20 protein-coding genes and 2 pseudogenes are annotated in these 23083 nt (G+C 72.1%); 15 read left to right on the top strand and 7 right to left on the bottom strand.

The window, feature by feature from the left end:
* From ACIGEZ_RS25020 to ACIGEZ_RS25005, 4 genes and pseudogenes are all read left to right on the top strand, one after another.
* Positions 1-408, top strand: a pseudogene (locus ACIGEZ_RS25020) (hypothetical protein); the annotation flags it as partial.
* Between the two features lie 149 nt (positions 409-557).
* Positions 558-2195 (top strand): ABC-F family ATP-binding cassette domain-containing protein, encoded by a 1638-nt coding sequence (locus ACIGEZ_RS25015; protein WP_399834671.1) that lies wholly within the window; start codon positions 558-560, stop codon positions 2193-2195.
* Entirely contained in the window at positions 2195-3040 is an 846-nt protein-coding gene (locus tag ACIGEZ_RS25010; protein WP_399834669.1) for a 2-phosphosulfolactate phosphatase, read from the top strand. The genes ACIGEZ_RS25015 and ACIGEZ_RS25010 overlap by 1 nt, the downstream gene beginning before the upstream one ends.
* The gene (locus ACIGEZ_RS25005) at positions 3037-3444 is read left to right on the top strand and encodes a hypothetical protein (protein ID WP_399834667.1); all 408 of its coding nucleotides are present in this window, start codon (positions 3037-3039) and stop codon (positions 3442-3444) included. Before ACIGEZ_RS25010 ends, ACIGEZ_RS25005 begins: the two co-directional genes overlap by 4 nt.
* 34 nt (positions 3445-3478) lie before the next feature.
* On the opposite strand, the gene ACIGEZ_RS25000 is transcribed toward ACIGEZ_RS25005, so the two are convergent.
* The 3 genes from ACIGEZ_RS25000 to ACIGEZ_RS24990 form a co-directional block, all read right to left on the bottom strand.
* Positions 3479-5113: a matrixin family metalloprotease gene (locus ACIGEZ_RS25000; RefSeq protein ID WP_399834665.1), complete on the bottom strand. Its 1635-nt coding sequence runs from the start codon at positions 5111-5113 to the stop codon at positions 3479-3481.
* Between the two features lie 153 nt (positions 5114-5266).
* Positions 5267-7717: a Tex family protein gene (locus tag ACIGEZ_RS24995; protein ID WP_399834663.1), complete on the bottom strand. Its 2451-nt coding sequence runs from the start codon at positions 7715-7717 to the stop codon at positions 5267-5269.
* Positions 7718-7876: 159 nt separating this feature from the next.
* Positions 7877-8740, bottom strand: a complete 864-nt coding sequence (locus ACIGEZ_RS24990) for a hypothetical protein (RefSeq protein WP_399834661.1) — start codon at positions 8738-8740, stop codon at positions 7877-7879.
* 129 nt (positions 8741-8869) lie between these two features.
* On the opposite strand from ACIGEZ_RS24990, the gene ACIGEZ_RS24985 reads away from it, so the two are divergent.
* Both ACIGEZ_RS24985 and ACIGEZ_RS24980 read left to right on the top strand, forming a co-directional pair.
* Complete coding sequence (locus ACIGEZ_RS24985) at positions 8870-9871, top strand: GlxA family transcriptional regulator (protein WP_399834659.1); 1002 nt, start codon at positions 8870-8872, stop codon at positions 9869-9871.
* A 155-nt stretch (positions 9872-10026) separates the two neighbouring features.
* Positions 10027-10674: a DJ-1/PfpI family protein gene (locus ACIGEZ_RS24980; protein ID WP_399834697.1), complete on the top strand. Its 648-nt coding sequence runs from the start codon at positions 10027-10029 to the stop codon at positions 10672-10674.
* Between the two features lie 5 nt (positions 10675-10679).
* On the opposite strand, the gene ACIGEZ_RS24975 is transcribed toward ACIGEZ_RS24980, so the two are convergent.
* Positions 10680-11468 (bottom strand): enoyl-CoA hydratase/isomerase family protein, encoded by a 789-nt coding sequence (locus ACIGEZ_RS24975; protein WP_399834657.1) that lies wholly within the window; start codon positions 11466-11468, stop codon positions 10680-10682.
* A 302-nt stretch (positions 11469-11770) separates the two neighbouring features.
* On the opposite strand from ACIGEZ_RS24975, the pseudogene ACIGEZ_RS24970 reads away from it, so the two are divergent.
* A pseudogene (locus ACIGEZ_RS24970) lies at positions 11771-12214 on the top strand (ATP-binding protein); the annotation flags it as partial.
* 91 nt (positions 12215-12305) lie between these two features.
* Here the strand turns inward: ACIGEZ_RS24970 and idi are convergent.
* From idi to ACIGEZ_RS24955, 3 genes are all read right to left on the bottom strand, one after another.
* On the bottom strand, positions 12306-12914 hold the full coding sequence (gene idi, locus ACIGEZ_RS24965; RefSeq protein ID WP_399834655.1) for an isopentenyl-diphosphate Delta-isomerase: 609 nt from the start codon (positions 12912-12914) through the stop codon (positions 12306-12308).
* A 143-nt stretch (positions 12915-13057) separates the two neighbouring features.
* Positions 13058-13600, bottom strand: coding sequence for a GNAT family N-acetyltransferase (locus tag ACIGEZ_RS24960; protein ID WP_399834695.1), 543 nt, complete (start codon positions 13598-13600; stop codon positions 13058-13060).
* A gap of 48 nt (positions 13601-13648) precedes the next feature.
* Complete coding sequence (locus ACIGEZ_RS24955; protein WP_399834653.1) at positions 13649-14590, bottom strand: cation diffusion facilitator family transporter; 942 nt, start codon at positions 14588-14590, stop codon at positions 13649-13651.
* Positions 14591-15055: 465 nt separating this feature from the next.
* Here ACIGEZ_RS24955 and ACIGEZ_RS24950 point away from each other — a divergent pair, with 465 nt between their 5' ends.
* From ACIGEZ_RS24950 to ACIGEZ_RS24915, 8 genes are all read left to right on the top strand, one after another.
* Positions 15056-16870, top strand: a complete 1815-nt coding sequence (locus ACIGEZ_RS24950; RefSeq protein WP_399834693.1) for a DUF5941 domain-containing protein — start codon at positions 15056-15058, stop codon at positions 16868-16870.
* A complete protein-coding gene (locus ACIGEZ_RS24945; protein WP_399834651.1) occupies positions 16867-17616 on the top strand; it encodes a sugar phosphate nucleotidyltransferase in 750 nt (249 codons plus the stop codon). The genes ACIGEZ_RS24950 and ACIGEZ_RS24945 overlap by 4 nt, the downstream gene beginning before the upstream one ends.
* Positions 17604-18665, top strand: a complete 1062-nt coding sequence (locus ACIGEZ_RS24940) for an iron-containing alcohol dehydrogenase family protein (protein ID WP_399834649.1) — start codon at positions 17604-17606, stop codon at positions 18663-18665. The genes ACIGEZ_RS24945 and ACIGEZ_RS24940 overlap by 13 nt, the downstream gene beginning before the upstream one ends.
* Positions 18643-19422 (top strand): CDP-alcohol phosphatidyltransferase family protein, encoded by a 780-nt coding sequence (locus ACIGEZ_RS24935; protein ID WP_399834647.1) that lies wholly within the window; start codon positions 18643-18645, stop codon positions 19420-19422. Before ACIGEZ_RS24940 ends, ACIGEZ_RS24935 begins: the two co-directional genes overlap by 23 nt.
* Positions 19423-19433: 11 nt before the next feature.
* On the top strand, positions 19434-20318 hold the full coding sequence (locus ACIGEZ_RS24930) for a glycosyltransferase family 2 protein (RefSeq protein WP_399834645.1): 885 nt from the start codon (positions 19434-19436) through the stop codon (positions 20316-20318).
* A 50-nt stretch (positions 20319-20368) separates the two neighbouring features.
* Entirely contained in the window at positions 20369-21298 is a 930-nt protein-coding gene (locus ACIGEZ_RS24925) for an ABC transporter permease (protein ID WP_399834643.1), read from the top strand.
* Positions 21291-22079 carry an ABC transporter ATP-binding protein gene (locus tag ACIGEZ_RS24920; RefSeq protein ID WP_399834641.1) on the top strand — a complete coding sequence of 263 codons (789 nt, stop codon included), beginning with the start codon at positions 21291-21293 and terminating at the stop codon, positions 22077-22079. The genes ACIGEZ_RS24925 and ACIGEZ_RS24920 overlap by 8 nt, the downstream gene beginning before the upstream one ends.
* A gap of 130 nt (positions 22080-22209) precedes the next feature.
* A complete protein-coding gene (locus tag ACIGEZ_RS24915; RefSeq protein ID WP_399834639.1) occupies positions 22210-22854 on the top strand; it encodes a TetR/AcrR family transcriptional regulator in 645 nt (214 codons plus the stop codon).
* Positions 22855-23083: the final 229 nt, after the last annotated feature.

Genomic DNA, 23083 nt, shown 5'->3' with positions numbered 1-23083 from the left:
ACCCTCATGGAAGGCACCGCCTGGGGCCCCCGCGAGATCGTCAACATCGCCGACATCGACCTCGACGGCGCCCCCGACCTGCTCTGGCGCAGCCTCGACTCCGGCACCATCTACATCCGCCACGGCAAGCCCGGCCCCGTCGCCGGCAGCGTCGACATCGAGTCGCTCAAGCTCGCCGCCAACTCCCGCGAGGGCTCCGACGGCACATACGGGTCCAACTGGACCACGACCAACATCTCCGCGATCGTCGCCATCCCCGACGTCAACGGAGACCGGATCCCCGACCTGTGGGTCCGCTACGCCGACACCGGCAACATCAAGGTCTACTACCCGTCCACCACCAACACCAACGCCGCCGTCAAGACCGTCCTCTCCGTGGACTGGCGCGGCATCAAGTCCTTCGGATGACCCCCAGGACGACCTGACCGTTCCACACGAGTGAGCCCCCGGCGCCGCCACGGCACCGGGGGCTCACCCCTTTGCGTACGCGGCCTACGTGGCCCCCCGCCCTCCCAGGACCGGCCCGCGCGCCACCCTGACCTAGGATTCATCCCCTGATGACTGCCACTCTCGTCGCCAAGAACCTCGCCGCCGGCCACGGCGAGCGCTCCCTCTTCTCCGGGCTCGACCTCGTCGTCGCCCCCGGGGACGTCATCGGCCTCGTCGGTGTCAACGGAGCGGGGAAGTCCACCCTGCTGCGGCTGCTCGCCGGACTCGACACCCCCGAGGACGGCGAGCTGCGCCTCTCGCCGCCCACCGCCACCGTCGGCCACCTCCCGCAGGAGCCGGAGCGGCGCGAGGGCGAGACGGTACGGGAGTTCCTCGCCCGCCGTACGGGCGTCGCCGCCGCGCAGGCCGCCATGGACGAGGCCACCCAGGGCCTCGTCGACGGCACGCCCGGCGCCGACGACGCGTACGCCGTCAGTCTGGAGCGCTGGCTCGACCTCGGCGGCGCCGACCTCGACGAGCGCGCCGAGGAGGTCGCCGACTCCCTCGGCCTGACCGTCGGCCTCGACCAGGCGATGACCGCCCTCTCCGGCGGCCAGGCCGCCCGCGCCGGGCTCGCCTCGCTCCTCCTCTCCCGCTACGACGTCTTCCTGCTCGACGAGCCCACCAACGACCTCGACCTGGACGGACTGGAACGGCTCGAGGCCTTCGTCACGGGTCTGCGCGCGGGCACGGTCGTCATCAGCCACGACCGTGAGTTCCTCACCCGTACCGTCACCAAGGTCCTCGAGCTCGACCTGGCCCAGCAGCAGATCACGCTCTACGGCGGCGGTTACGAGGCCTACCTGGACGAGCGGGACACCGCCCGGCGGCACGCCCGTGAGGAGTTCGACGAGTACGCCGACAAGAAGGCCGCCCTGGAGGGGCGCGCCCTCATGCAGCGCAACTGGATGGACAAGGGCGTCCGCAACGCCCGCCGCAAGGCCACCGACAACGACAAGATCGGCCGCAAGCTGCGCGGCGAGGCGAGCGAGAAGCAGGCCGCGAAGGCCCGCCAGACCCAGCGCATGATCGAGCGCCTGGACGTCGTCGAGGAGCCCCGCAAGGAGTGGGAGCTGCGCATGGAGATCGCCGCCGCGCCGCGCTCCGGCGCGGTCGTGGCCACCCTGCGCGAGGCGGAGGTGCGCCGGGGCGACTTCTCCTTCGGCCCCGTCACCCTCCAGGTCGACTGGGCCGACCGGGTCGCCATCACCGGCGCCAACGGAGCCGGCAAGTCGACCCTGCTCGCCGCGCTGCTCGGCCGGCTGCCGCTGGACGCGGGCGACTCGGCTCTCGGCCCGGGCGTCGTCGTCGGCGAGGTCGACCAGGCCCGCAGGCTCTTCAACGGTACGGAGACGCTCCTGGACGCGTTCTGCGCCGCCGTCCCCGACACCGAACCGGCCGAGGTCCGCACCCTGCTCGCCAAGTTCGGCCTGAAGGCGGACCACGTGCTGCGCCCCGCCACCACCCTGTCGCCCGGCGAGCGCACCCGTGCCGCGCTGGCCCTGCTCCAGGGCCGTGGGGTGAACCTGCTCGTCCTCGACGAGCCGACCAACCACCTGGACCTGCCGGCCATCGAGCAGCTGGAGTCCGCGCTCGACTCGTACGCGGGCACGCTGCTCCTGGTCACCCACGACCGGCGGATGCTGGACGCGGTCCACACGACCCGGCGGATCGAGGTCGCGGACGGCAAGGTGACCGAGCTCTGATGTCCGCCTCCAGCGGCGCGCACGGCTCCTCCGGATTGTTCGACTCCTCCGTCCCCTCCGGCTCCTCCGTCCCGGCGGTCTCCCTCGGCTGGTCCGCGTCCGCCGGCTCGTCCGTCTGCTTCGGCTGGGGACCGGTCGAGGCGCGCGCCCTCGTTCCCGCCGCGGCCTGCGTGGTCGTCGTGGACGTGCTGTCGTTCACGACGGCCGTCGGCGTCGCCGTCGAGGGGGGCAGCGCCGTCCACCCGTACCGCTGGCGCGACGCGAGCGCCACGGCGTACGCGGCGGAGCGGGACGCCACGCTCGCGGTCGGCCGGAGCGAGGTCACGCCCGCCCACCCGTGGTCGCTCTCCCCGGCCGCCCTGCGCGCCGCACCGGCGCCGGCCCGCCTGGTCCTGCCCTCCCCGAACGGCTCCACCATCGCCGCGGAGGCCGAGGCCGGCCGGGCGACCGTCGTCGCCGCCTCGCTGCGCAACCGCACCGCCGTCGCGCGCTGGCTCGCCGCACGCGGCTACGGCACCGCCGACCGCCCCCTCGCCGTGATCGCCTCCGGTGAGCGCTGGCCGGACGGCTCCCTGCGCCCCGCCCTGGAGGACCTGCTCGGCGCCGGCGCGGTGCTGGCCGCGCTGCGCGAGACGGCGGGACCGCACACCCTGACGCCCGAGGCGACCGCGGCGGCCACGCTGTGGGCCGCCACGGAGGACCCGGTCGCCGCCTTGCACGGCTGCGATTCGGGCCGTGAACTGTACGAGTACGGCTATCCGCAGGACGTGGAGGTGGCCGCCGAGATCGACTCCTCGACCACGGTCCCCGTCCTCGTGGACGGCGCATTCCAGGAGGCACCATGACCGACGACGACCGCGTGACCCGGCTCATCGAGATGCTGGACGACCTCGAAGCCGACGTCGACGAGACGATCGACCTCGCCGACGCGATCGCGGCGACCGGCGACCGGGACCTGCTCCCGCGCCTGGAGGCCGAACTCGACCGCTCGGTGTCCGAGCGCAACGCCTACGCGCGTGAACTCCTCGGCGGCGTCATCGCCGCCCTGGGCGGTACGGACCGGCTCCCCGTCCTGGTCCGCGCCTCCGCCGTCGACCTCGGCGACGACCAGGACGGCCTGGCCGCGGAGATCGTCGACCTGGTCCAGGCCGACCCCGAGACGGCCCAGCGGCTGCTCCAGCCGCTGACGTCGGACGACGACCTGTCGGTCGCCAACCGGGCGGACTGGGCGCTGCGCTTCGTGCCATAGGCCGCGGGGCACGTACCCGGCTACCGGTTCCTGGCTACTGGTAGTACCGCATCAGCTCCCCGTTGGCGCGGAGGTGGTACAGCTGGGTGCTCGAGCTCGCGATCAGGATGGGGTTCGGGCGGCCCGGCAGCCGGATGTGGCTCATCTGCTCGACCCCGCCGCCCGGCGGGTACCGGAAGATCTCTCCCGTGGTGAGGAGCTGGTAGACGTTCCCGGCGGAGGCGCTGATCTCCGAGGTCCGCATGTCGACGTCCACCGTGTCCCAGGACGTGCCTCCCAGGTGCCGCCGGATCTGTCCGGTGGTCAGTCTCAGCTGGTACAGGGCGCCACCGCCGGCGTCGATCTGGGTGGCGCCGCTGCCCGCGAAGTCGAGCAGCTCCCAGCCGGTGAGGGGCGTGCCGGTGTACCGGAAGACCGCACCCGTGCTGTGGCGCTGGTACAGCTCACCGCCGTCCGCCACGATCTGCGCCGTGAAGGGGTTGTTGTCCAGGAGCTGCCACCCGGTCATCGGTGTGCCGGTGTACCGGAAGATGGCGCCCGTGTTGTGCCGTTGGTAGAGGATCCCTCCCGACGCGGTGAGCTGAGCGGTGGCGGGGTTGCCGTCCAGTTGCTGCCAGCCCACCAGAGGCGTGCCGGTGTACCGGAAGACGGCGCCGCTGGTCTGGTGCAACTGGAACAGCTCCCCGCCGTCGGCCACGATCTGAATCGTCGCGGGGTTCGCGTCGAGTGCCCGCCAGCCGATCATGGGAGTGCCCGTGTACTCGAAGACGGCGCCGGTGTTGTGGCGCTGGTAGAGCCGGTTCCGCGAGGCGGCGAGTTGTGTGGTGGCGGGGTTGCCGTCGATCTGCTGCCAGTACAGGCTGCGTGCACGGCTCGTGTCGTTCGCCGTCGGCACCCGCCTCTCGACGTTGGTGTTCAGCAGGGGCCACATGACGTCCCTGGTGTTGTCCACGCCCGTCACGTGTCGCAGGCCGATGAGATGGCCGATCTCGTGGAGAGCGATGCTCTGCACGTCCATGCAGGCGAACTGGGCCCCGATGCGCCACATGTGCTCCTCGTCGTCGAAGTGGAGCGGCAGCGGCACCGCGGTCGTCCCGCATCCCGGCGGCGGCGCCGCATGGGCGTAGACGCTGCCCACCATCAGCGGGTAGTCGGGGTCGTGCGCGGGCACCCAGCGGATCCGGAAGTCGGGGTTCGCCCCGGAGGACACCTCGGTGAACGTGAGTGGCAGCAGGGCCTGCCAGGTGGCGAACGCGGCCCGCACGGCGCCGAATTCGTTGTCACCCGGGATCTGCGCGGTCCCTCCGTCGAAGGAGTACGTGAAGTGGTTCTTGTCCCAGGCGCACTGCGACCCGTTGATGTCCTGGATGGGACTCCCGGTCGCGCGCGTGGCCTCGGCCTGGACGAGTCCGCAGCGCGGCATCATCATCATGTCGCGCGTCTGCTCGTCGAACACGCCGGTCGTCACCAGCGCGCTGTGCTCCTGGAACCTGGCGAGGGCCAGCGCGGTGATGTCGTCCAGGCGTCCCGCCTCGTAGGAGCGTGCCGGCAGATAGCCGAACTGCTCGAGGAAGTGCTGGACGTACTGGAAACCATCCTGTCGTTCACCGCGCTCCGTGAGCGCCACGTCGGCCACCGACGGCCTCGACCCGGTCGTGTGCTGTCCCATGGGGGACTCCTTCGGTATCGATGCGATCGATCCGAGTCCTGCAGGCACGGGTACACCATCAGTCTCCGCCGGGCCGAAAACCTCCGCAAACGCGGTGCGCGCGCGGGAGGGCCCGGCCGGACGGCCGGGCCCTCCCGGGGGATTCCCCCTGTCTCAGCGCCGCCCGCGGCGGCCCCGGTCGGACGATCCGCCCTCGTTCAGGAGGCCCGCCTTGCGCAGGGCGTCGGCCATCGCGCTGTTCGACGGCGCCGGGGCCGAGGACTGGCCGCGGTCACGGTCACGCTCCCGGCCGCGGTCACCACCGCCTCCTCCGCCGCTCCCGCGCCGCTGCTGCGGCGGACGCCCCGTACGGTCGCCGCGCTCGGCCCGGTCCCGCTTCGGCGCGCGCTCGCCGGAGCCCGAGCCGGACGCCGCCGTCGCCTCGTCGTCCAGGCGGAGCGTCAGGGAGATCCGCTTGCGCGGGATGTCGACGTCGAGGACCTTCACCTTCACCACGTCGCCCGGCTTCACCACGTCCCGCGGGTCCTTGACGAAGGTCTTCGACATGGCCGAGACGTGCACCAGACCGTCCTGGTGCACACCGACGTCCACGAACGCCCCGAACGCCGCCACGTTGGTGACGACGCCCTCCAGGACCATGCCCGACACCAGGTCGCCGATCTTCTCGACGCCCTCCTTGAAGGTGGCCGTACGGAACGCGGGGCGCGGGTCGCGGCCCGGCTTCTCCAGCTCCTTCAGGATGTCGGTGACCGTCGGCAGACCGAAGGTCTCGTCGACGAACGCGTCCGCCCGCAGGGAGCGCAGCACGCCGGTGTTGCCGATCAGCGCGCCGACCTCGCCGCCCGCCGTCTTCACCATCCGGCGCACCACGGGGTACGCCTCCGGGTGCACGGCCGAGGCGTCCAGCGGGTCGTCGCCGCCACGGATGCGCAGGAAGCCCGCGCACTGCTCGTACGCCTTCGGGCCGAGCCGGGAGACGTCCTTCAGGGCGCGGCGGGAGCGGAACGGGCCGTTGGCGTCCCGGTGGGACACGATGTTCTCGGCGAGGCCGGCGCCGATGCCCGAGACCCGCGAAAGCAGCGGCGCGGAGGCCGTGTTGACGTCGACGCCGACTCCGTTCACACAGTCCTCGACGACGGCGTCGAGGGAGCGCGAGAGCTTCACCTCGGACAGGTCGTGCTGGTACTGGCCGACGCCGATCGACTTCGGGTCGATCTTCACCAGCTCGGCCAGCGGGTCCTGCAGCCGCCGCGCGATCGACACGGCGCCGCGCAACGACACGTCCAGGTCCGGGAGTTCCTGCGAGGCGAACGCGGAAGCCGAGTACACCGACGCGCCGGCCTCCGACACCATCACCTTGGTGAGCTTCAACTCCGGGTGCTTGGCGATGAGTTCACCGGCCAGCTTGTCCGTCTCGCGGGACGCGGTGCCGTTGCCGATGGCGACCAGCTCGACCGCGTGCTCCTTGGCGATCCGGGCCAGCTTGGCGAGGGACTCGTCCCACTTGTTGGCCGGCACGTGCGGGTAGATCGTGTCGGTGGCGACCACCTTGCCCGTCGCGTCGACCACGGCCACCTTCACACCCGTACGGAAACCGGGGTCGAGGCCCAGCGTGGCTCGCGTGCCCGCGGGCGCGGCGAGCAGCAGGTCGCGCAGGTTCGCGGCGAAGACCCGGACCGCCTCGTCCTCGGCGGCGGTGCGCAGCCGCAGCCGCAGATCGATCCCGAGGTGGACCAGGATCCGGGTCCGCCAGGCCCAGCGGACCGTGTCCTGGAGCCACTTGTCGCCGGGGCGGCCGCGGTCCGCGATGCCGAAGCGGGCGGCGACGATCGGCTCGTACGAAGACGACGCCGCGGATGCCCCGGGGCCCTCGGCGGGCTCCTCCGGCTCCAGGTCCAGGGTGAGGACGTCCTCCTTCTCGCCGCGCAGCATGGCGAGGACGCGGTGCGAGGGCAGCGCGGTGAACGGCTCGGTGAAGTCGAAGTAGTCGGCGAACTTCGCGCCGGCCTCCTCCTTGCCCTCACGGACCTTCGCCGCGAGCCGGCCCCGGCTCCACATCCGCTCCCGCAGCTCGCCGATCAGGTCGGCGTCCTCCGAGAACCGCTCGGCGAGGATGGCCCGCGCGCCCTCCAGGGCCGCCGCCGGATCCGCGACCCCCTTGTCCGCGTCCACGAACGCGGCGGCCGCGGCGGCCGGTTCCACCGACGGGTCGCCGAGCAGCCCGTCGGCCAGCGGCTCCAGACCGGCCTCGCGGGCGATCTGCGCCTTCGTCCGCCGCTTCGGCTTGAAGGGCAGGTAGATGTCCTCGAGCCGCGCCTTGGTGTCGGCCGCCCGGATCTGCGCCTCCAGCTCGGGCGTGAGCTTGCCCTGCTCGCGGACGGAGTCGAGGACGGCGCTGCGCCGGTCCTCCAGCTCGCGCAGATAGCGCAGCCGCTCCTCCAGGGTGCGCAGCTGCGCGTCGTCGAGCATCTCGGTCGCTTCCTTGCGGTAGCGCGCGATGAACGGCACGGTGGAGCCGCCGTCGAGCAGCTCGACGGCCGCCTTCACCTGTCGCTCGCGTACGCCGAGCTCCTCGGCGATCCTTGCCTCGATGGACTGCGTCACGGTGTGCCGACCCGCCTTCTCGTGCCTCAAGCTTGCGGAAGCATTCTGCCGGGTCGCTCACCCGTACGCGGCAACCGACCCGCCCCGGACCGGCCCAGGACCGGCCCAGGGCCGGCACAGGACCCGTCCCGGACCGGCCCCAACCCGCCGGGGACCGTCCTAGGCCTTGCCGGTGAGGTCGGCCGGGAAGGCGCCCGCGCCCACCGCCGCCACCAGGAAGCCCTTGGCCAGCTGGGTGAGCCGGGCCACGCCCTCCGCGCCGAGGTGCTCGTACGGGGCGCTGTCGAGCCGGTCCGTCTCGGCCTCCAGGGACTCGCGCAGGGCGACACCAGCCTCGGTGAGCTCGCCCTCGGCGTCCAGCAGCCCGCGCCCGCGCAGCCGCTCCACCGCCGCGTCCCAGTCGGCGCGCTGCCAGCCGCGGGTGCCGAGGACCCAGCGCGGGGCCATGCCCTTGCCGGTCGCGGTGTGGCTGGCGAGGGCCTCCACCGGGTCGAGCCCGGCGCTCAGCAGGGCCACCAGGTGACCGTCGCCGCGGTGCTCGCGCAGTAGCGTCGACGCGTGCCACAGCCGCAGGTGTGGGGCCTCGGGGGTGGCCAGGTCGGCGTTGCCGGCGTACAGCGGGCGGGCGTGCCGGGTGCAGGCCTCGGCGGCGCGCAGCGCGAGCTCGGCGGCCTCGGCCATCTCGGGCGAGGCGACGGCCTCGTCGCCGAGCAGCCGGCGCAGGGTCACGTCCATGACCCGCAGCCGGGCGTCGAGGACGGCGGCGGGGGAGGCGGTCTCCCAGACGGCGGGCAGGTGCCGGGCGAGCAGCTCGTGGTTGTAGTTGTAGAAGGCCGCGGCGACCGTTCCGGCACCGACGGCTCCCAGCGGAGCGCTGCGCGCGGCCAGCCGCATCGCGCCCGGGTCCTCGATGCCGAGCTCCTGGAACGCGGGGTCCAGGTCGGGCGAGAAGAACAGCGTCGCGTGCAGCAGGTTGATCGAGTGGGCGCAGCGGCGGCCCGCGCGGGGCGGCAGGTTCGTCATGCTGCCGCACCTTACCTACCGGTCGGTACGGAGGAAACGCCCGGGCGAGGACGAGCTGCGGCGCGCATGGCAGAAAAGGTGGGGAGCTCGTCGTTGCGGCCATCCACGGCCGCGCCAAGGATGGAGGACATGACGCAGCGATCCGTCCTCGTCGTCCTCTTCGAGGGCGCACAGAGCCTCGATGTCACCGGCCCCTACGAGGTCTTCGCCGGTGCCGCCCAGGCGTCCGGGCGGCCCGACGCGTACGCGATCCGCACCGCCTCCCTCGACGGCGGCCCCGTCCGCACCCACAGCGGATTGCGGATGCTGCCCGACACCTCGCTCGCGGAGGCCGTCGCCGACGGCCCCCCGCACACCCTGCTCGTCCCCGGCGGCGAGGGCACCCGCGCCCCCGACCCGGCGCTGGTCGCCTGGCTGCGCCGGCACGCCCCCGAGGCGGATCGGCTGGTCTCGGTCTGCACCGGAGCACTGCTGCTCGCCGCGGCCGGACAGCTGGACGGCCACCGGGTCACCACCCACTGGACGGTCTGCGAGCACCTGGCCCGCAACCACCCCGAGGTGACCGTGGAACCGGAGCCGATCTTCGTACGGGACGGCCGGCTCGCCACCTCCGCGGGCGTCACCGCCGGCATCGACCTGGCGCTCGCCCTGGTCGAGGAGGACCTGGGCCGTGAGGCCGCCCTGACCGTCGCCCGCCACCTCGTCGTCTTCCTGCGCCGCCCGGGCAACCAGGCCCAGTTCAGCGCCCAGCTCGCCGCGCAGACCGCCAGCCGGGCGCCGCTGCGGGACCTCCAGCACTGGATAGCCGAGCACCCCGGGGGCGACCTGTCGGTCGAGGCCCTGGCCGCCCGCGCCCGGCTCTCTCCGCGGCACTTCGCGCGCGCCTTCCACGCGGAGACGGGCACGACCCCGGGCCGCTACGTGGGCCGGGTACGGCTCGAACACGCCCGCCGGCTCCTGGAGGACTCCACCCAGGGCGTCCAGGAGGTCGCCCGCGCCGCCGGATACGGGACTCCCGAGGCCATGCGCCGTGCCTTCGTCAAGGCGCTCGGCACCGCGCCCGTCGACTACCGCCGCCGCTTCCACGCCCCGGTCGACCGACCCCGGGCTGCCACCGACCCGACCGCATGACGCACCACGCTCGCACGTCGCACCACGCTCGCCTCATCACGCTCGCATTGCTCACCAAGACCGCGCTGCGCGCCAAGAGCGCATTGCTCACCAAGACCGCGCTGCGCGCCAAGGCCGCAGCACGTCTCACGACACCCCCACAGCAAGGGACCACCATGCAGATCGCCATCCTCCTCTACGACCGCTTCACCTCGCTCGACGCCGTCGGCCCCTTCGAACTGCTCGCCCGGCTCCCCGGCGCCGAGACCGTCCTCGTGGCCAAGGAGGCGGGCCCGGTCCGCAACGACCAGGGCAACCTCGCGCTCGTCGCCGACCGGAGCCTCGCCGAGGTGCCCCGCCCCGACATCCTCGTGGTCCCCGGCGGCCCCGGCTCCCGGGTGGCCATGCACGACCCGGAGATCCTCGCCTGGCTCCGTACCGCCGACGCGTCCAGCACCTGGACCACCTCGGTCTGCACCGGCTCCCTGGTGCTGGCCGGAGCGGGCCTGCTCAAGGGCCGCCGGGCCACCTCCCACTGGCTCGCCCTCGACGAACTGGTGCCGCTGGGCGCCGAGCCCACCGGCGAGCGGGTCGTCTTCGACGGCAAGTACGTGACGGCGGCCGGGGTCTCCTCCGGCATCGACATGGCCCTGCACCTGATCGGCCGGGTCGCGGGCGACGCGACCGCCCAGACGATCCAGCTCCTCACCGAGTACGACCCGCAGCCGCCGTACGACGCGGGCTCCCCGGACAGGGCCCCGGCCGCGATCGTCGCGCACTGGCGCGACCGGTCGGAGAAGGTCCTCGCGGAGCAGCAGGACTGAACTCGTCAGAGCCCGTACGTGAACCGGGGCGCGCGCCGCTCCAGGAAGGCGGCGACGCCCTCGGCCGTGTCGCCGCTGCGGTGCGCCTGCTCCGTCCAGTGCGCGTCGCGGTCGGTCCGCCCGTCGGCGAAGTCCTTCGCCGCGGCCTGGGTGAGCAGGGAGCGGGAGACGAGGGTGCGGGTGAACTCGGCCACCCGCTTGTCGAGTTCGCCCGCCGGGTGGACCTCGTCGACGAGCCCGGTGCGCAGCGCCCGCTCGGTGTCGATCAACTCGCCAGAGAACAGCAGGTACTTGGCGGCGGATGGGCCCACCAGGGCGGCGAGGCGACGGGTGGAGGAGGCCGGGTAGACGATGCCCAGCTTCGCCGGTGTGACCCCGAAGCGCGCGCCGTCCTCGGCGAACCGCAGGTCGCAGGCGGCGGCGAGCTGGCTGCCGCCGCCCACGCAGTAGCCGCGGACGGACGCCAGGGTCGGCTTGGGGAAGGAGGCGAGCGCCTCCTCGGCCCGTACCGCGAGCGCCTGTTGCTCGTCGCCCGGCTCGCGCAGGGTGGAGATGTCGGCGCCGGCGCAGAAGGTCGCGCCCTCACCCGTCAGGACGAGTGCGCGCACGGCCGGGTCGGTGGCGAGCGGGGCGAGGAGCTCGGGCAGCGCCCGCCACATCCCGGCGGTCATGGCGTTGCGCTTGGCCGGGTTCGCGATGACCAGGGTGGCGACCCCGTCGGCGACGGTCGACGTCAGCCGGGGAAGCGCGGGTCCGGTCGGCTCGGTCGGCTCGGTCGGCTCGGTGGGCTTCATGCGCCGGATGCTATCCGGGCACCTCCTCCGTACGATCAGGAAGGGGGCGGGAGTGGGGGCGCATGGCCTCGGACGTCGGCCTGGTCGCGAGGGGGTCGGGGGGGCCGCCGTAGACCTTCGGCCAAGCCTCCGAAGCCGTCAGCGGAGGATCAAGAGCAGTCGAACAACTGACGTTGGCATACTCACCCGATCAGAAGTCGGTCGATAAGTGTCGACTTCTGGTCAGTAGCCCGGTGGGCACCCCCGGATTATCAAGACTCGACCTCGTGGCGACAATCGAGCACGAGGGCGGGAGCCGGACTATGGAGAGCCGCGGGAGCGTCCCCGCCCGGCCACCGTCCTACGAAGGGGTCTGGCGCTTCACCGCTCCCGCGGTCGACGTCTCCGTGCCGCAGGCCCGGCACGCCGTACGCGACCTACTGATCCGGCAGTCCGTCCCGGTCCATGACGACTCTCTCCAGGGACTGCTCCTCATCGTCTCCGAGCTGGTCACCAACGCGGTCAAGCACGCCGCGTTGCTCTCCCCGGAGATAGCGGTGGAGGTGGCGATCGGGGCGGAGTGGATCCGGGTGTCCGTCGAGGACAACCATCCCTACCGTCCCAAGGCGCTGGAGGCGGACTGGGGCCAGACCGGCGGCCGCGGCCTGCTCCTGGTGCGCGAGATCGCCAAGGAGTCCGGCGGAGCCTGCGACGTCGAGCACACCGCGAGCGGCGGCAAGATCATCTGGGCGGCGCTGCCCATGAACCCGTTCGTCCCGGGCCGGGCACCGGCCGGGCCGGTGGTGCCGAGTGCGGTGCCGGGGCCGATGCCCGGCACCGCGCGGGGGATCCCCGGGGTCACCAGCCCCCAGCCGGACCCGTCAGCTCCTTGATCGCCGGACGCGCCGCGTCGAGCACCGTCATGAACCAGGCGGAGAACGGCGCGGACGCGTGGCGCTCGGCGAGCTCGGCCGCGGTCACGAAGGCGGTCTCCTCGACCTCCTCCGCGTCCGGCCGCAGCCCGGTCTGCACCATGCCGACGAAGAGGTGGTTGTACTCCTGCTCCACCAGGCCGGAGGCCGGGTCCGGGTGGTTGTAGCGGACCGTCCCCGCCTCCGCGAGCAGCGAGGGCGAGACGCCCAGCTCCTCGTACGTGCGCCGGGCGGCGGCCGCGAACGGTGCCTCGCCGGGGTAGGGGTGGCCGCAGCAGGTGTTCGACCAGACTCCGGGGGAGTGGTACTTGCCCAGCGCGCGCCGCTGGAGCAGCAGCCGGCCCGACTCGTCGAAGAGGAAGACCGAGAACGCGCGGTGCAGCTGCCCCGGCGCCTGGTGCGCGGCGAGCTTCTCCGCCGTGCCGATCGTCACGCCGTCCTCGTCGACCAGTTCGAGCATGATCGACGCCTCGGCCGCGGTCGGCTGGACGCCGTTCGACGAGTTGTGGGCCACGGTGGCTGGTGTGGTCGGCATACCCATCCTTCGCTTCGGTCCTCGCCCTGGTGGGGGCCACCTCAGTCTGCCGTACAAAAGCGGCTTGTCCGTACTTCGGCGGCCGGACATGACCGCTCCCACCACTCCGGAGTACACCCGATGCGGTGGGAGCGGCCCGTGCCTCAGACGCCGAAGGCCGCCGGATACGAGATCGTGCCCGGGGGAACGGCCCCGGAACCGTCCAGGTCGAGCGCCATCATGGCCTCGTCCGGAACCTCGAAGGTCGGCTTGATCCCGTACGCGGACGCCCGTACGAATCCGAACCTCGGGTAGTACTCCGGATGGCCGAGCACGAGGACGAGCCGCTCCCCGCGCAGCCGCGCCGCGTCGAGCACGGCGCGCACGACGGCCTGTCCGGCGCCCTTGCGCTGGTAGGCCGGGGCCACCGCGACCGGTGCCAGGGCCGCCGCCGGAACGCCGTCCACGTGGCAGCGGGTGATCAGGGCGTACCCGGCGACCGTGCCGTCCGGCGCCTCGGCGACGTACGAGAGGCCGGGCAGCCAGGCGGCCGGGTCCTCGCGCAGGGCGTCGACGAGACCGGCCTCCTCGGGTGTCGGGAAGGCCGCCGCGTTGACGTCCCGTACGGCGGGAATGTCGGCCGGGGTCTCCTCTCGGGTCCGCCAGAGGCGGTCGGGGGTATCGGGCTTGTCAGGGTTGTCGTGGATATCGGACACCGTGGGAATCCCTTGGGTGAGAAAGGACGGACACGTCGCTCAGAGGCAGAGCTTGGCCTCGTGCTCGGCGTGGCCGACCGGCTCCAGCTGGAAGGTGCAGTGTTCGACGTCGAAGTGGGAGCCGAGGCAGCCCTGCAGGTCGTGCAGCAGCTTCTCGTGCCCGACCTCGTCCAGGACCTCCTGGGTCACCACCACATGGGCGGAGAGCACCGGCATGCCCGAGGTGATCGTCCAGGCGTGCAGGTCGTGGACGTCCTGGACGCCCGGCAGGGCCAGGATGTGCGCCCGTACCTCCAGCATGTCCACGCCCTTGGGAGCCGCCTCCAGGAGCACGTCCAGGGTCTCCCGGAGCAGCTTCACCGTACGCGGGACGATCATCAGGCCGATCACGATCGAGGCGATCGGGTCCGCGTACTGCCAGCCGGTGGCCAGGATGATGCCGGCCGCGACGATCACCGTCACCGAACCCAGCGCGTCGGCGAGCACCTCCAGGTAGGCGCCGCGCACGTTCAGGCTCTCCTTCTGGCCGCGCATCAGCAGGGACAGGGAGACGATGTTGGCGACCAGGCCGATCACGGCGAAGGCGATGGCGAGCCCGCCGCGGGTCTCGGCCGGCTCGAGGAAGCGCTGGATCGCCTCGTACAGGACGTAGCCGCCCACACCGAGCAGCAGCAGGCAGTTGGCGAGCGCGGCAAGGATCTCGGCCCGTGCGTAGCCGAAGGTGCGGTTGCCCGAGGGGGGCCGGTTGGCGAAGTGGATCGCCAGCAGGGCCATGGCGAGGCCGACGGCGTCCGTCGCCATGTGCGCCGCGTCGGCGATCAGCGCGAGCGAGTCGGAGACGATGCCGCCGATGATCTCGATCACCATCACGGAAAGCGTGATGCCGAGCGCGATCCGCAGCCGGCTCCGGTAGGCGGCGCCCGCGGTGCCGGTCGGCGGCGGGCCGCCGTGGCTGTGCCCGTGGTCGTGTCCAGCCCCCATGACAAGGCCTCCCGGTCGTGTCGACAGTGTGCTCGGTGGTGGTCCCCGATTCGCAAGTGAACTACGGGTGGGGGGTATGTGCAACACGGTACTGAACACCGTTGTCATATGCTCTGACCTGCGGTTATGTGGTTCGCGTCGAAGGTGGTGCGAACCTCGTGCCGATCATGTCCGAATCCCTTCCCGCAACGCTGCGCGCGGCGCCGTGCGCCCTCGCCCCGCACGCGGTTTGTGAGGCGGGCCGCCGATCACCCATGATGATCTCCACAAGGACACGGCGCACGCGCGCGGACGCGAGTGGGCCCGGGGGAGTCCTGCCCGCGAAACCTCGGTGAACTCACGCTTCCGTTCATCCGATAGCCTCAGCCGACGTGCCGCCGCCCGGTGCCGGGCCGCATGAACGCGCCCGGGGCCGTGCCCCTGGCCCCGCCGGCCCGCCCGTCAGCTCCAAGGAGTGAGTTCGTCCTGTCGACCGCCATCCTCACCGGTCCGCCGGTACCCGGATCGTCGCTCGACGCCGATCTGCGGTCCCTCGGCTTCGACGTCGAGGTCGCCTCGGGCCCCCACGACACCGGCGCCCTGCTCGCCGCCGTACCCGCCGGACAGCGCGTCGCCGTCGTCGACCCGCGCTTCGTCGGCCACCTCCACGCCCTGCGGCTGGCACTCACCGACCCCCGCTTCCCGGCCGCCTCGGCCCCCGGAGCCCTCACCGCGCAGCCCGAGGCCCGCCCGGCCCTGGCCCGCGCGCTCGCAGCGGCCCCCGGGACGACCGTGGCCGCCGGCGGTACGCACGCCGTCGTGGTCAACCTCCCCGACACCCTCGCCGAGGCGCTCGACGCCGACGGCGTCGCCGTCCACCGGCCCCCGCTCGGCTCGCTCGTCGCCGCCGTCCCCGCCGACGCCGAGGCCCGCCACGAGGCGCGCGCCGCCGTCGCGGCCGTCGACGACGAGGCCGTACGGCTGCGCTCCGCGGTCAAGGCCCACGACGGGTTCTTCACCACCTTCTTCATCAGCCCGTACTCGCGCTACATCGCCCGCTGGTGCGCGCGCCGCGGCCTGACCCCCAACCAGGTCACCACCGCCTCGCTGCTCACCGCGCTGCTCGCGGCCGGCTGCGCCGCCACCGGCGAGCGCGGCGGCTACATCGCGGCCGGCGTGCTGCTCCTGGTCTCCTTCGTCCTCGACTGCACCGACGGGCAGCTCGCCCGCTACTCCCTGCAGTACTCGACGATGGGCGCCTGGCTCGACGCCACCTTCGACCGCGCCAAGGAGTACGCCTTCTACGCCGGTCTCGCCCTCGGCGCCGCCCGTGACGGCGACGACGTGTGGGCCCTCGCACTCGGCTCGATGGTGCTCATGACCTGCCGGCACGTCGTGGACTTCTCCTTCAACGAGGCCAACCACGACGCCACGGCCAACACCAGCCCCACCGCGGCCCTCTCCAGCCGGCTCGACAGCGTCGGCTGGACCGTCTGGGTCCGCCGCATGATCATCCTGCCGATCGGCGAGCGCTGGGCGATGATCGCCGTCCTCACCGCCACCACCAGCCCCCGGATCGTCTTCTGGGCGCTGATCATCGGCTGCGCCTTCGGCGCCTGCTACACCACCGCGGGCCGCGTGCTGCGCTCGCTGACCCGCAAGGCCGAGCGCACGGACCGGGCCGCGCAGGCGCTGGCCGACCTCGCCGACAGCGGGCCGGCCGCCGGACTCCAGGCCCGGCTGCTGCACGGCCGCGCCGGCGTCGTCGGCCCGGTGTACGCCGCCGCCCTGGGCGCCGCGCTGATGATCGCCGGCGCGCTGTACCTGCCGTTCGGCGACGCACGGCTGATCGCCGTCGCCGTGATCTACGCGATGACCGCGGGCGTGGCCGCCTCCCGCCCCCTCAAGGGCGCCCTCGACTGGCTCGTCCCGCCGGTCTTCCGGGCCGCCGAGTACGGCACGATCCTGATCCTCGCCGCCAAGGCCGGCTCCGCCCAGGCGCTGCCCGCCGCATTCGGGCTGGTCGCGGCGGTCGCCTACCATCACTACGACACGGTGTACCGCATCCGCGGCGGCACCGGCGCCCCGCCCGCCTGGCTGGTGCGCACCATCGGCGGCCACGAGGGACGCACCCTCGTGGTGGTCGTACTCGCCGCTCTGCTGGCGAACCGCGGCAACGACTTCACCTCGGCGCTCACCGCTCTGGCGGTCGCCGTCGCCCTCGTGGTCCTCGTGGAGTCCATCCGCTTCTGGGTCTCCTCCGGAGCACCCGCCGTACATGACGAAGGAGAGACAGCATGATTGGCCTCGTACTGGCAGCCGGTGCCGGACGGCGTCTGCGCCCCTACACCGACACCCTTCCGAAGGCCCTCGTGCCCGTGGACCCCGCGGGGGACGGTTCGCTCACCGTCCTCGACCTCACGCTGAAGAACTTCGCCGAGGTCGGCCTCACCGAGGCCGCGATCGTCGTCGGCTACCGCAAGGAGGCCGTGTACGCGCGCAAGGAGGAGCTGGAGGCCAAGTACGGCCTGAAGCTCACCCTCATCGACAACGACAAGGCCGAGGAGTGGAACAACGCCTACTCCCTGTGGTGCGCCCGTGAGGTCATCAAGCGCGGAGTGATCCTCGCCAACGGCGACACCGTCCACCCCGTCTCCGTCGAGAAGACCCTGCTCGCCGCCCGCGGCAACGGCCGGAAGATCATCCTCGCCCTCGACACGGTGAAGAACCTCGCCGACGAGGAGATGAAGGTCGTCACCGCCGAGGGCAAGGGCGTCCAGAAGATCACCAAGCTGATGGACCCGGCCGACGCGACCGGCGAGTACATCGGCGTCACCCTCATCGAGGCCGAGGCCGCCGAGGAGCTCGCCGACGCCCTGAGGACCACCTTCGAGCGCGACCCCGACCTCTACTACGAGGACGGCTACCAGGAGCTCGCGAACCGCGGCTTCACCGTCGACGTGGAGCCCATCGGCGACGTGAAGTGGGTGGAGATCGACAACCACGACGACCTGGCGAAGGGCCGTGACATCGCGTGCCAGTACTGACCCGGCTCATTCCGTCGCCGGTCGTCGTCGACATTCGCGGAGGAGCGCTGGACGACCTGTCCGCGCTCCTCGCGGACCAGCGGATCTCCAGCAACGGCCGGATCGCCGTCGCCATGAGCGGCGGCTCCGGCCTGAAGCTGCGTGACCGCTTCGCCCCCGAGCTCCCGGACGCCGACTGGTACCCGGTCTCGGGCGGCACCATCGACGAGGCCGTGAAGCTCGCCGACGCGATGCGCGGCAAGCGGTACGACGCGGTCGTGGCCCTCGGCGGCGGCAAGATCATCGACGTCACCAAGTACGCGGCTGCCCGGGTCGGCCTGCCGCTCGTCGCGATCGCCACCAACCTGTCGCACGACGGCATCTGCTCGCCGATCTCCACCCTGGACAACGACAACGGCCGGGGCTCCTACGGCGTGCCGACCCCGATCGCCCTCGTCATCGACCTGGACGTGATCCGCGACGCCCCGGTGCGCTTCGTCCGCTCCGGCATCGGCGACGCGATCTCCAACCTCTCGGCCATCGCCGACTGGGAGCTCTCCCACCGCGAGACCGGCGAGAAGGTCGACGGCCTGGCCGCCGCCATGGCCCGCAGCGCCGGCGAGGCGGTGCTCCGCCACCCCGGCGGCGTCGGCGACGACGACTTCCTCGTCACGCTCTCCGAGGGCCTGGTGATGTCCGGCATCGCCATGTCGATCAGCGGGGACAGCCGCCCCTCCTCGGGTGCCTGCCACGAGATCAGCCACGCCTTCGACCTGCTCTACCCGACGCGCGCCGCGAGCCACGGCGAGCAGTGCGGTATCGGTGCCGCCTTCGCCATGCACCTGCGCGGGGCCCGCGAGGAGTCCGCGCAGATGGTCACGACGCTGCGCCGGCACGGTCTGCCCGTCCTCCCGGAGGAGATGGGCTTCAGCGTGGACGAGTTCGTCCGGGCCGTGGAGTTCGCTCCGCAGACCCGCCCGGGCCGTTTCACCATCCTCGAGCACCTCGACCTGTCCGCCGACGAGATCAGGGACGCATACGCCGACTATGCAAAAGCCATCGGTAGCTGAGCTCCGCCCGGTCGTTCACCCCGCGGGAGTGAAGGACCGCCGGAGCGGCGAACACTGGGCCGGCCGCCTGTACATGCGGGAGATCTCGCTGCGGATCACCCGGCACCTCGTGCGGACCCGGGTCACGCCGAACCAGCTCACGTACCTGATGACCCTCGCGGGCGTCCTCGCCGCCCCGGCCCTGCTGATCCCGGGGATCTGGGGTGCGCTGCTCGGCGTGCTCATGGTCCAGCTCTACCTGCTGCTCGACTGCGTCGACGGCGAGGTGGCCCGCTGGAAGCAGCAGTTCTCGCTGGGCGGCGTGTACCTCGACCGGGTCGGTGCCTACCTGTGCGACGCGGCCGTCCTCGTCGGTTTCGGCCTGCGCGCCGCCGACCTGTGGGGATCCGGCCGGATCGACTGGCTGTGGGCCTTCCTCGGCACCCTCGCCGCGCTCGGCGCCATCCTGATCAAGGCCGAGACCGACCTCGTCGGCGTCGCCCGGCACCAGGGCGGTCTGCCGCCGGTCAAGGAGTCGGCGTCCGAGCCGCGCTCCTCCGGCATGGCGCTGGCCCGCAAGGCGGCCGCCGCGCTGAAGTTCCACCGGCTGGTCCTCGGCATCGAGGCCTCCCTGCTCATCCTGGCCCTCGCGGTCGTGGACCAGATCCGGGGCGACCTGTTCTTCACGCGGCTCGGCGTGGCGGTCCTGGCCGGCATCGCCCTGCTGCAGACCGTGCTCCACCTGGTGTCGATCATGGTCTCGAGCAGGCTGAAGTGAGGGCCGCGACCATGACCGAACCGATGAAGCTGGGCGCCGTCGTCATCACGATGGGCAACCGTCCGGACGACCTGCGCGCCCTGCTGGACTCGGTCGCCAAACAGGACGGCGCCCCGGTCGAGGTCGTCGTCGTCGGCCAGGGCGTCGAGATCACCGACGTACCCGAGGGCGTCCGCACGGTGACCCTGCCCGAGAACATCGGCATCCCCGGCGGCCGCAACGTCGGCATCGAGGCCTTCGGCCCCGGCGGCGCCGACGTCGACGCCCTGCTGTTCCTCGACGACGACGGCCTGCTCGCCAACACCGACACCGCGGAGCTGGTCCGCCAGGCCTTCACCGCCGACCCGAAGCTCGGCATCATCAGCTTCCGGATCGCCGACCCGGAGACCGGTCTCACCCAGCGCCGGCACGTGCCGCGGCTGCGGGCCGCGGACCCGATGCGCTCCTCGCGGGTGACCACCTTCCTCGGCGGCGCCAACGCCGTGCGCACCAAGGTGTTCGCCGAGGTCGGCGGCCTGCCGGACGATTTCTTCTACGCGCACGAGGAGACGGATCTCGCCTGGCGGGCCCTCGACGCCGACTGGATGATCGACTACCGTTCCGACATGGTGCTGCTGCACCCCACCACCCCGCCGTCCCGGCATGCGACGTACCACTTCAACGTGGCCCGCAACCGAGTGTGGCTGGCACGTCGCAATCTGCCCGCGCCCCTGGTGCCGGTGTATCTCGGCGTGTGGCTGCTGCTCACCCTGGCACGGCGACCCTCCGTACCCGCTCTCAAGGCCTGGTTCGGCGGTTTCCGGGAGGGCTGGACGGCCTCCTGCGGACCTCGGCATCCCATGAGGTGGCGTACGGTGTGGCGGCTGACCCGACTGGGACGCCCGCCCGTCGTCTGACATCGTGGTACCCGACCTGCCGCGCATCTTGAACACGAAAGTTTCGACTTGTGAGTGACACATCCCAGGACGGTGGGGTCGTGACGAGCGCCCGGCCATCCGCCGACGACGGCCTGAGTCCGGCCGAGCTGGCCGCCAGGTACGGCCTCTCGGTCAGCGGCGCCCGGCCGGGTCTCGCGGAGTACGTCCGCCAGCTGTGGGGACGCCGCCACTTCATCCTGGCCTTCTCCCAGGCGAAGCTCACCGCCCAGTACAGCCAGGCGAAGCTCGGCCAGGTCTGGCAGGTGGTCACCCCCCTGCTCAACGCCATGGTCTACTTCCTGATCTTCGGCCTGATCCTCGAAGCGGACCGGGGCATGTCGCGGTCCGTGTACATCCCGTTCCTCGTGACGGGCGTGTTCGTGTTCACCTTCACCCAGAGCTCGGTCATGGCCGGCGTACGGGCGATCTCCGGCAACCTCGGCCTGGTGCGCGCGCTGCACTTCCCGCGGGCCTCGCTGCCGATCTCCTTCTGCCTCCAGCAGCTCCAGCAGCTGCTGTTCTCGATGGTCGTGCTCGTCGTCATCGCGGTCGCCTTCGGCAGCTACCCGTCGCTCAGCTGGCTGCTGCTCGTGCCCGCGCTCGTGCTCCAGTTCGTCTTCAACGCCGGCCTCGCCATGATCGTGGCGCGGATGGGCGCCAAGACCCCCGACCTCGCGCAGCTGATGCCGTTCATCATGCGCACCTGGATGTACGCGTCGGGCGTCATGTTCTCCATCCCGATCATGCTCCAGGACAAGCCGGCCTGGATCGCCGACCTGCTCCAGTACAACCCGGCCGCCCTCCACATGGACCTGGTCCGGTTCGCGCTGATCGACGGCTACGGCGGCGCCAACCTTCCGCCGCACGTCTGGTTCGTCACCGTGGCCTGGTCCGTCGTCATCGGTGTGGGAGGCTTCGTGTACTTCTGGAAGGCGGAGGAGAGGTACGGCCGTGGCTGACCACGACACCGAGGGCCGGGTGCCCACCGTCATCGCGGACGACGTCCACATCGTCTACCGGGTCAACGGCGCCGGCGGCGGCCGGGGCAGCGCCACCGCGGCGCTGAGCCGGATCATCCGCAAGCGCAAGGGCGTCGCCGAGCGGGGCGTGCGCAAGGTGCACGCGGTGCGGGGCGTCTCCTTCACCGCCTACCGCGGCGAGGCCATCGGCCTCATCGGCACCAACGGCTCGGGCAAGTCGACCCTGCTGCGCGCCATCGCCGGACTGCTCCCCACCGAGAGCGGCAAGGTCTACACCGACGGCCAGCCCTCGCTCCTCGGCGTCAACGCGGCGCTGATGAGCGACCTGACCGGGGAGCGCAACGTGATCCTCGGCGGGCTCGCGATGGGCATGAGCCGCGAGGAGGTCAAGAGTCGATATCAGGACATCGTCGACTTCTCCGGGATCAACGAGAAGGGCGACTTCATCTCGCTGCCGATGCGGACCTACTCGTCCGGCATGGGCGCCCGTCTCCGCTTCGCGATCGCGGCCGCCAAGCAGCACGACGTCCTCATGATCGACGAGGCCCTCGCCACCGGCGACCGCAAGTTCCAGATCCGTTCCGAGGCGCGCATCCGTGAGCTGCGCAAGGAGGCCGGCACGGTCTTCCTGGTGAGCCACAGCAACAAGTCGATCAGGGACACCTGTGACCGTGTGCTCTGGCTGGAGAAGGGCGAGCTGCTCATGGACGGCCCGACCGACGAGGTCATCGCCGCCTACGAGCGCGAGACCGGCAAGTAGCCGGGAGCACCCCGCCGCCACGGCTCACAGCCGTCTTCGCCGGTCATACCGGTGGAGGCGGCTGTCGCTTTTTGCGCGTCGCGAACCCACCCGGAATGTTCATGCGGTCAACATCGGGCAGGATGAGCGCATGGCAGCGATCTCCGGAGGAAAGAACTACCACCACGGCGATCTGCGCAACGCCCTCATCGGCGCAGCCGTCGACCTCGCCACCGAAGGCGGCCCCGAACGGGTCGTGCTGCGCGAGGCGGCCCGCCGGGTCGGCGTCTCGCCCACCGCCGCCTACCGGCACTTCGACGGCCGCGGAGAGCTCCTCGCGGCCGTCCGGGAACACGCCCGCCGGGTGCTCGCCGACTCCATGGAACGGGCCGCCGTCCGCGCCCCCGGCGCCGACGACCCCGCCCTCGCCGCCGAGGCCCGGCTCGCCGCCCTCTGCCGCGGCTACGTAGCCTTCGCCGTCGACCACCCCGGCCTCTACCGGTCGGCCTTCAGCACCCCCCGTACCGCCTCCGGCCACAGCGACCACGACGCCGACGCCTCCGGCGCCGAGGTGCGCGCCTTCACGCTGCTCACCGACGCCCTCGCCGCCCTCGCGGCGACCGCCCGCCCGCCGCGCCCCGCCCGCCCCGCCGCCGAGGCCGCCGCGTGGTCGGCCGTACACGGACTGTCACTTCTGCTGCTCGACGGCCCCCTGTGCCGGCTGCCGGCCCAACGCCGTGCCGACGTCGTCGAGTCCACCCTCGCCATGGTGGTCTCCGGCACCCGCGCCGACTGAAAGTCAAGAAAAGGTGAACTACCCGTCCGTACGGGAAGGTTGACGCGGCCCCGGACGTTGTCCGCGAAGCGCCCGGCCCCCCGGCGCGGCACCCGGCCCCGTTCAACGTAAGCTGTACCGGTCTGTTTCGCGGCAAGTGGGGCGATACCCCTCGGCGTCCGGGCCACCGGGCGGTGAGCCACGGGCAGGGCTCGGCGGCGTGTCCGAAATAGGATGGATTCGATCCGCA

This window comes from Streptomyces sp. NPDC085481, assembly GCF_044541845.1.
GTDB lineage: Bacteria > Actinomycetota > Actinomycetes > Streptomycetales > Streptomycetaceae > Streptomyces.
Note: the sequence above shows the minus strand (reverse complement) of the source record. Positions and strands in the feature narration are given on the sequence as shown.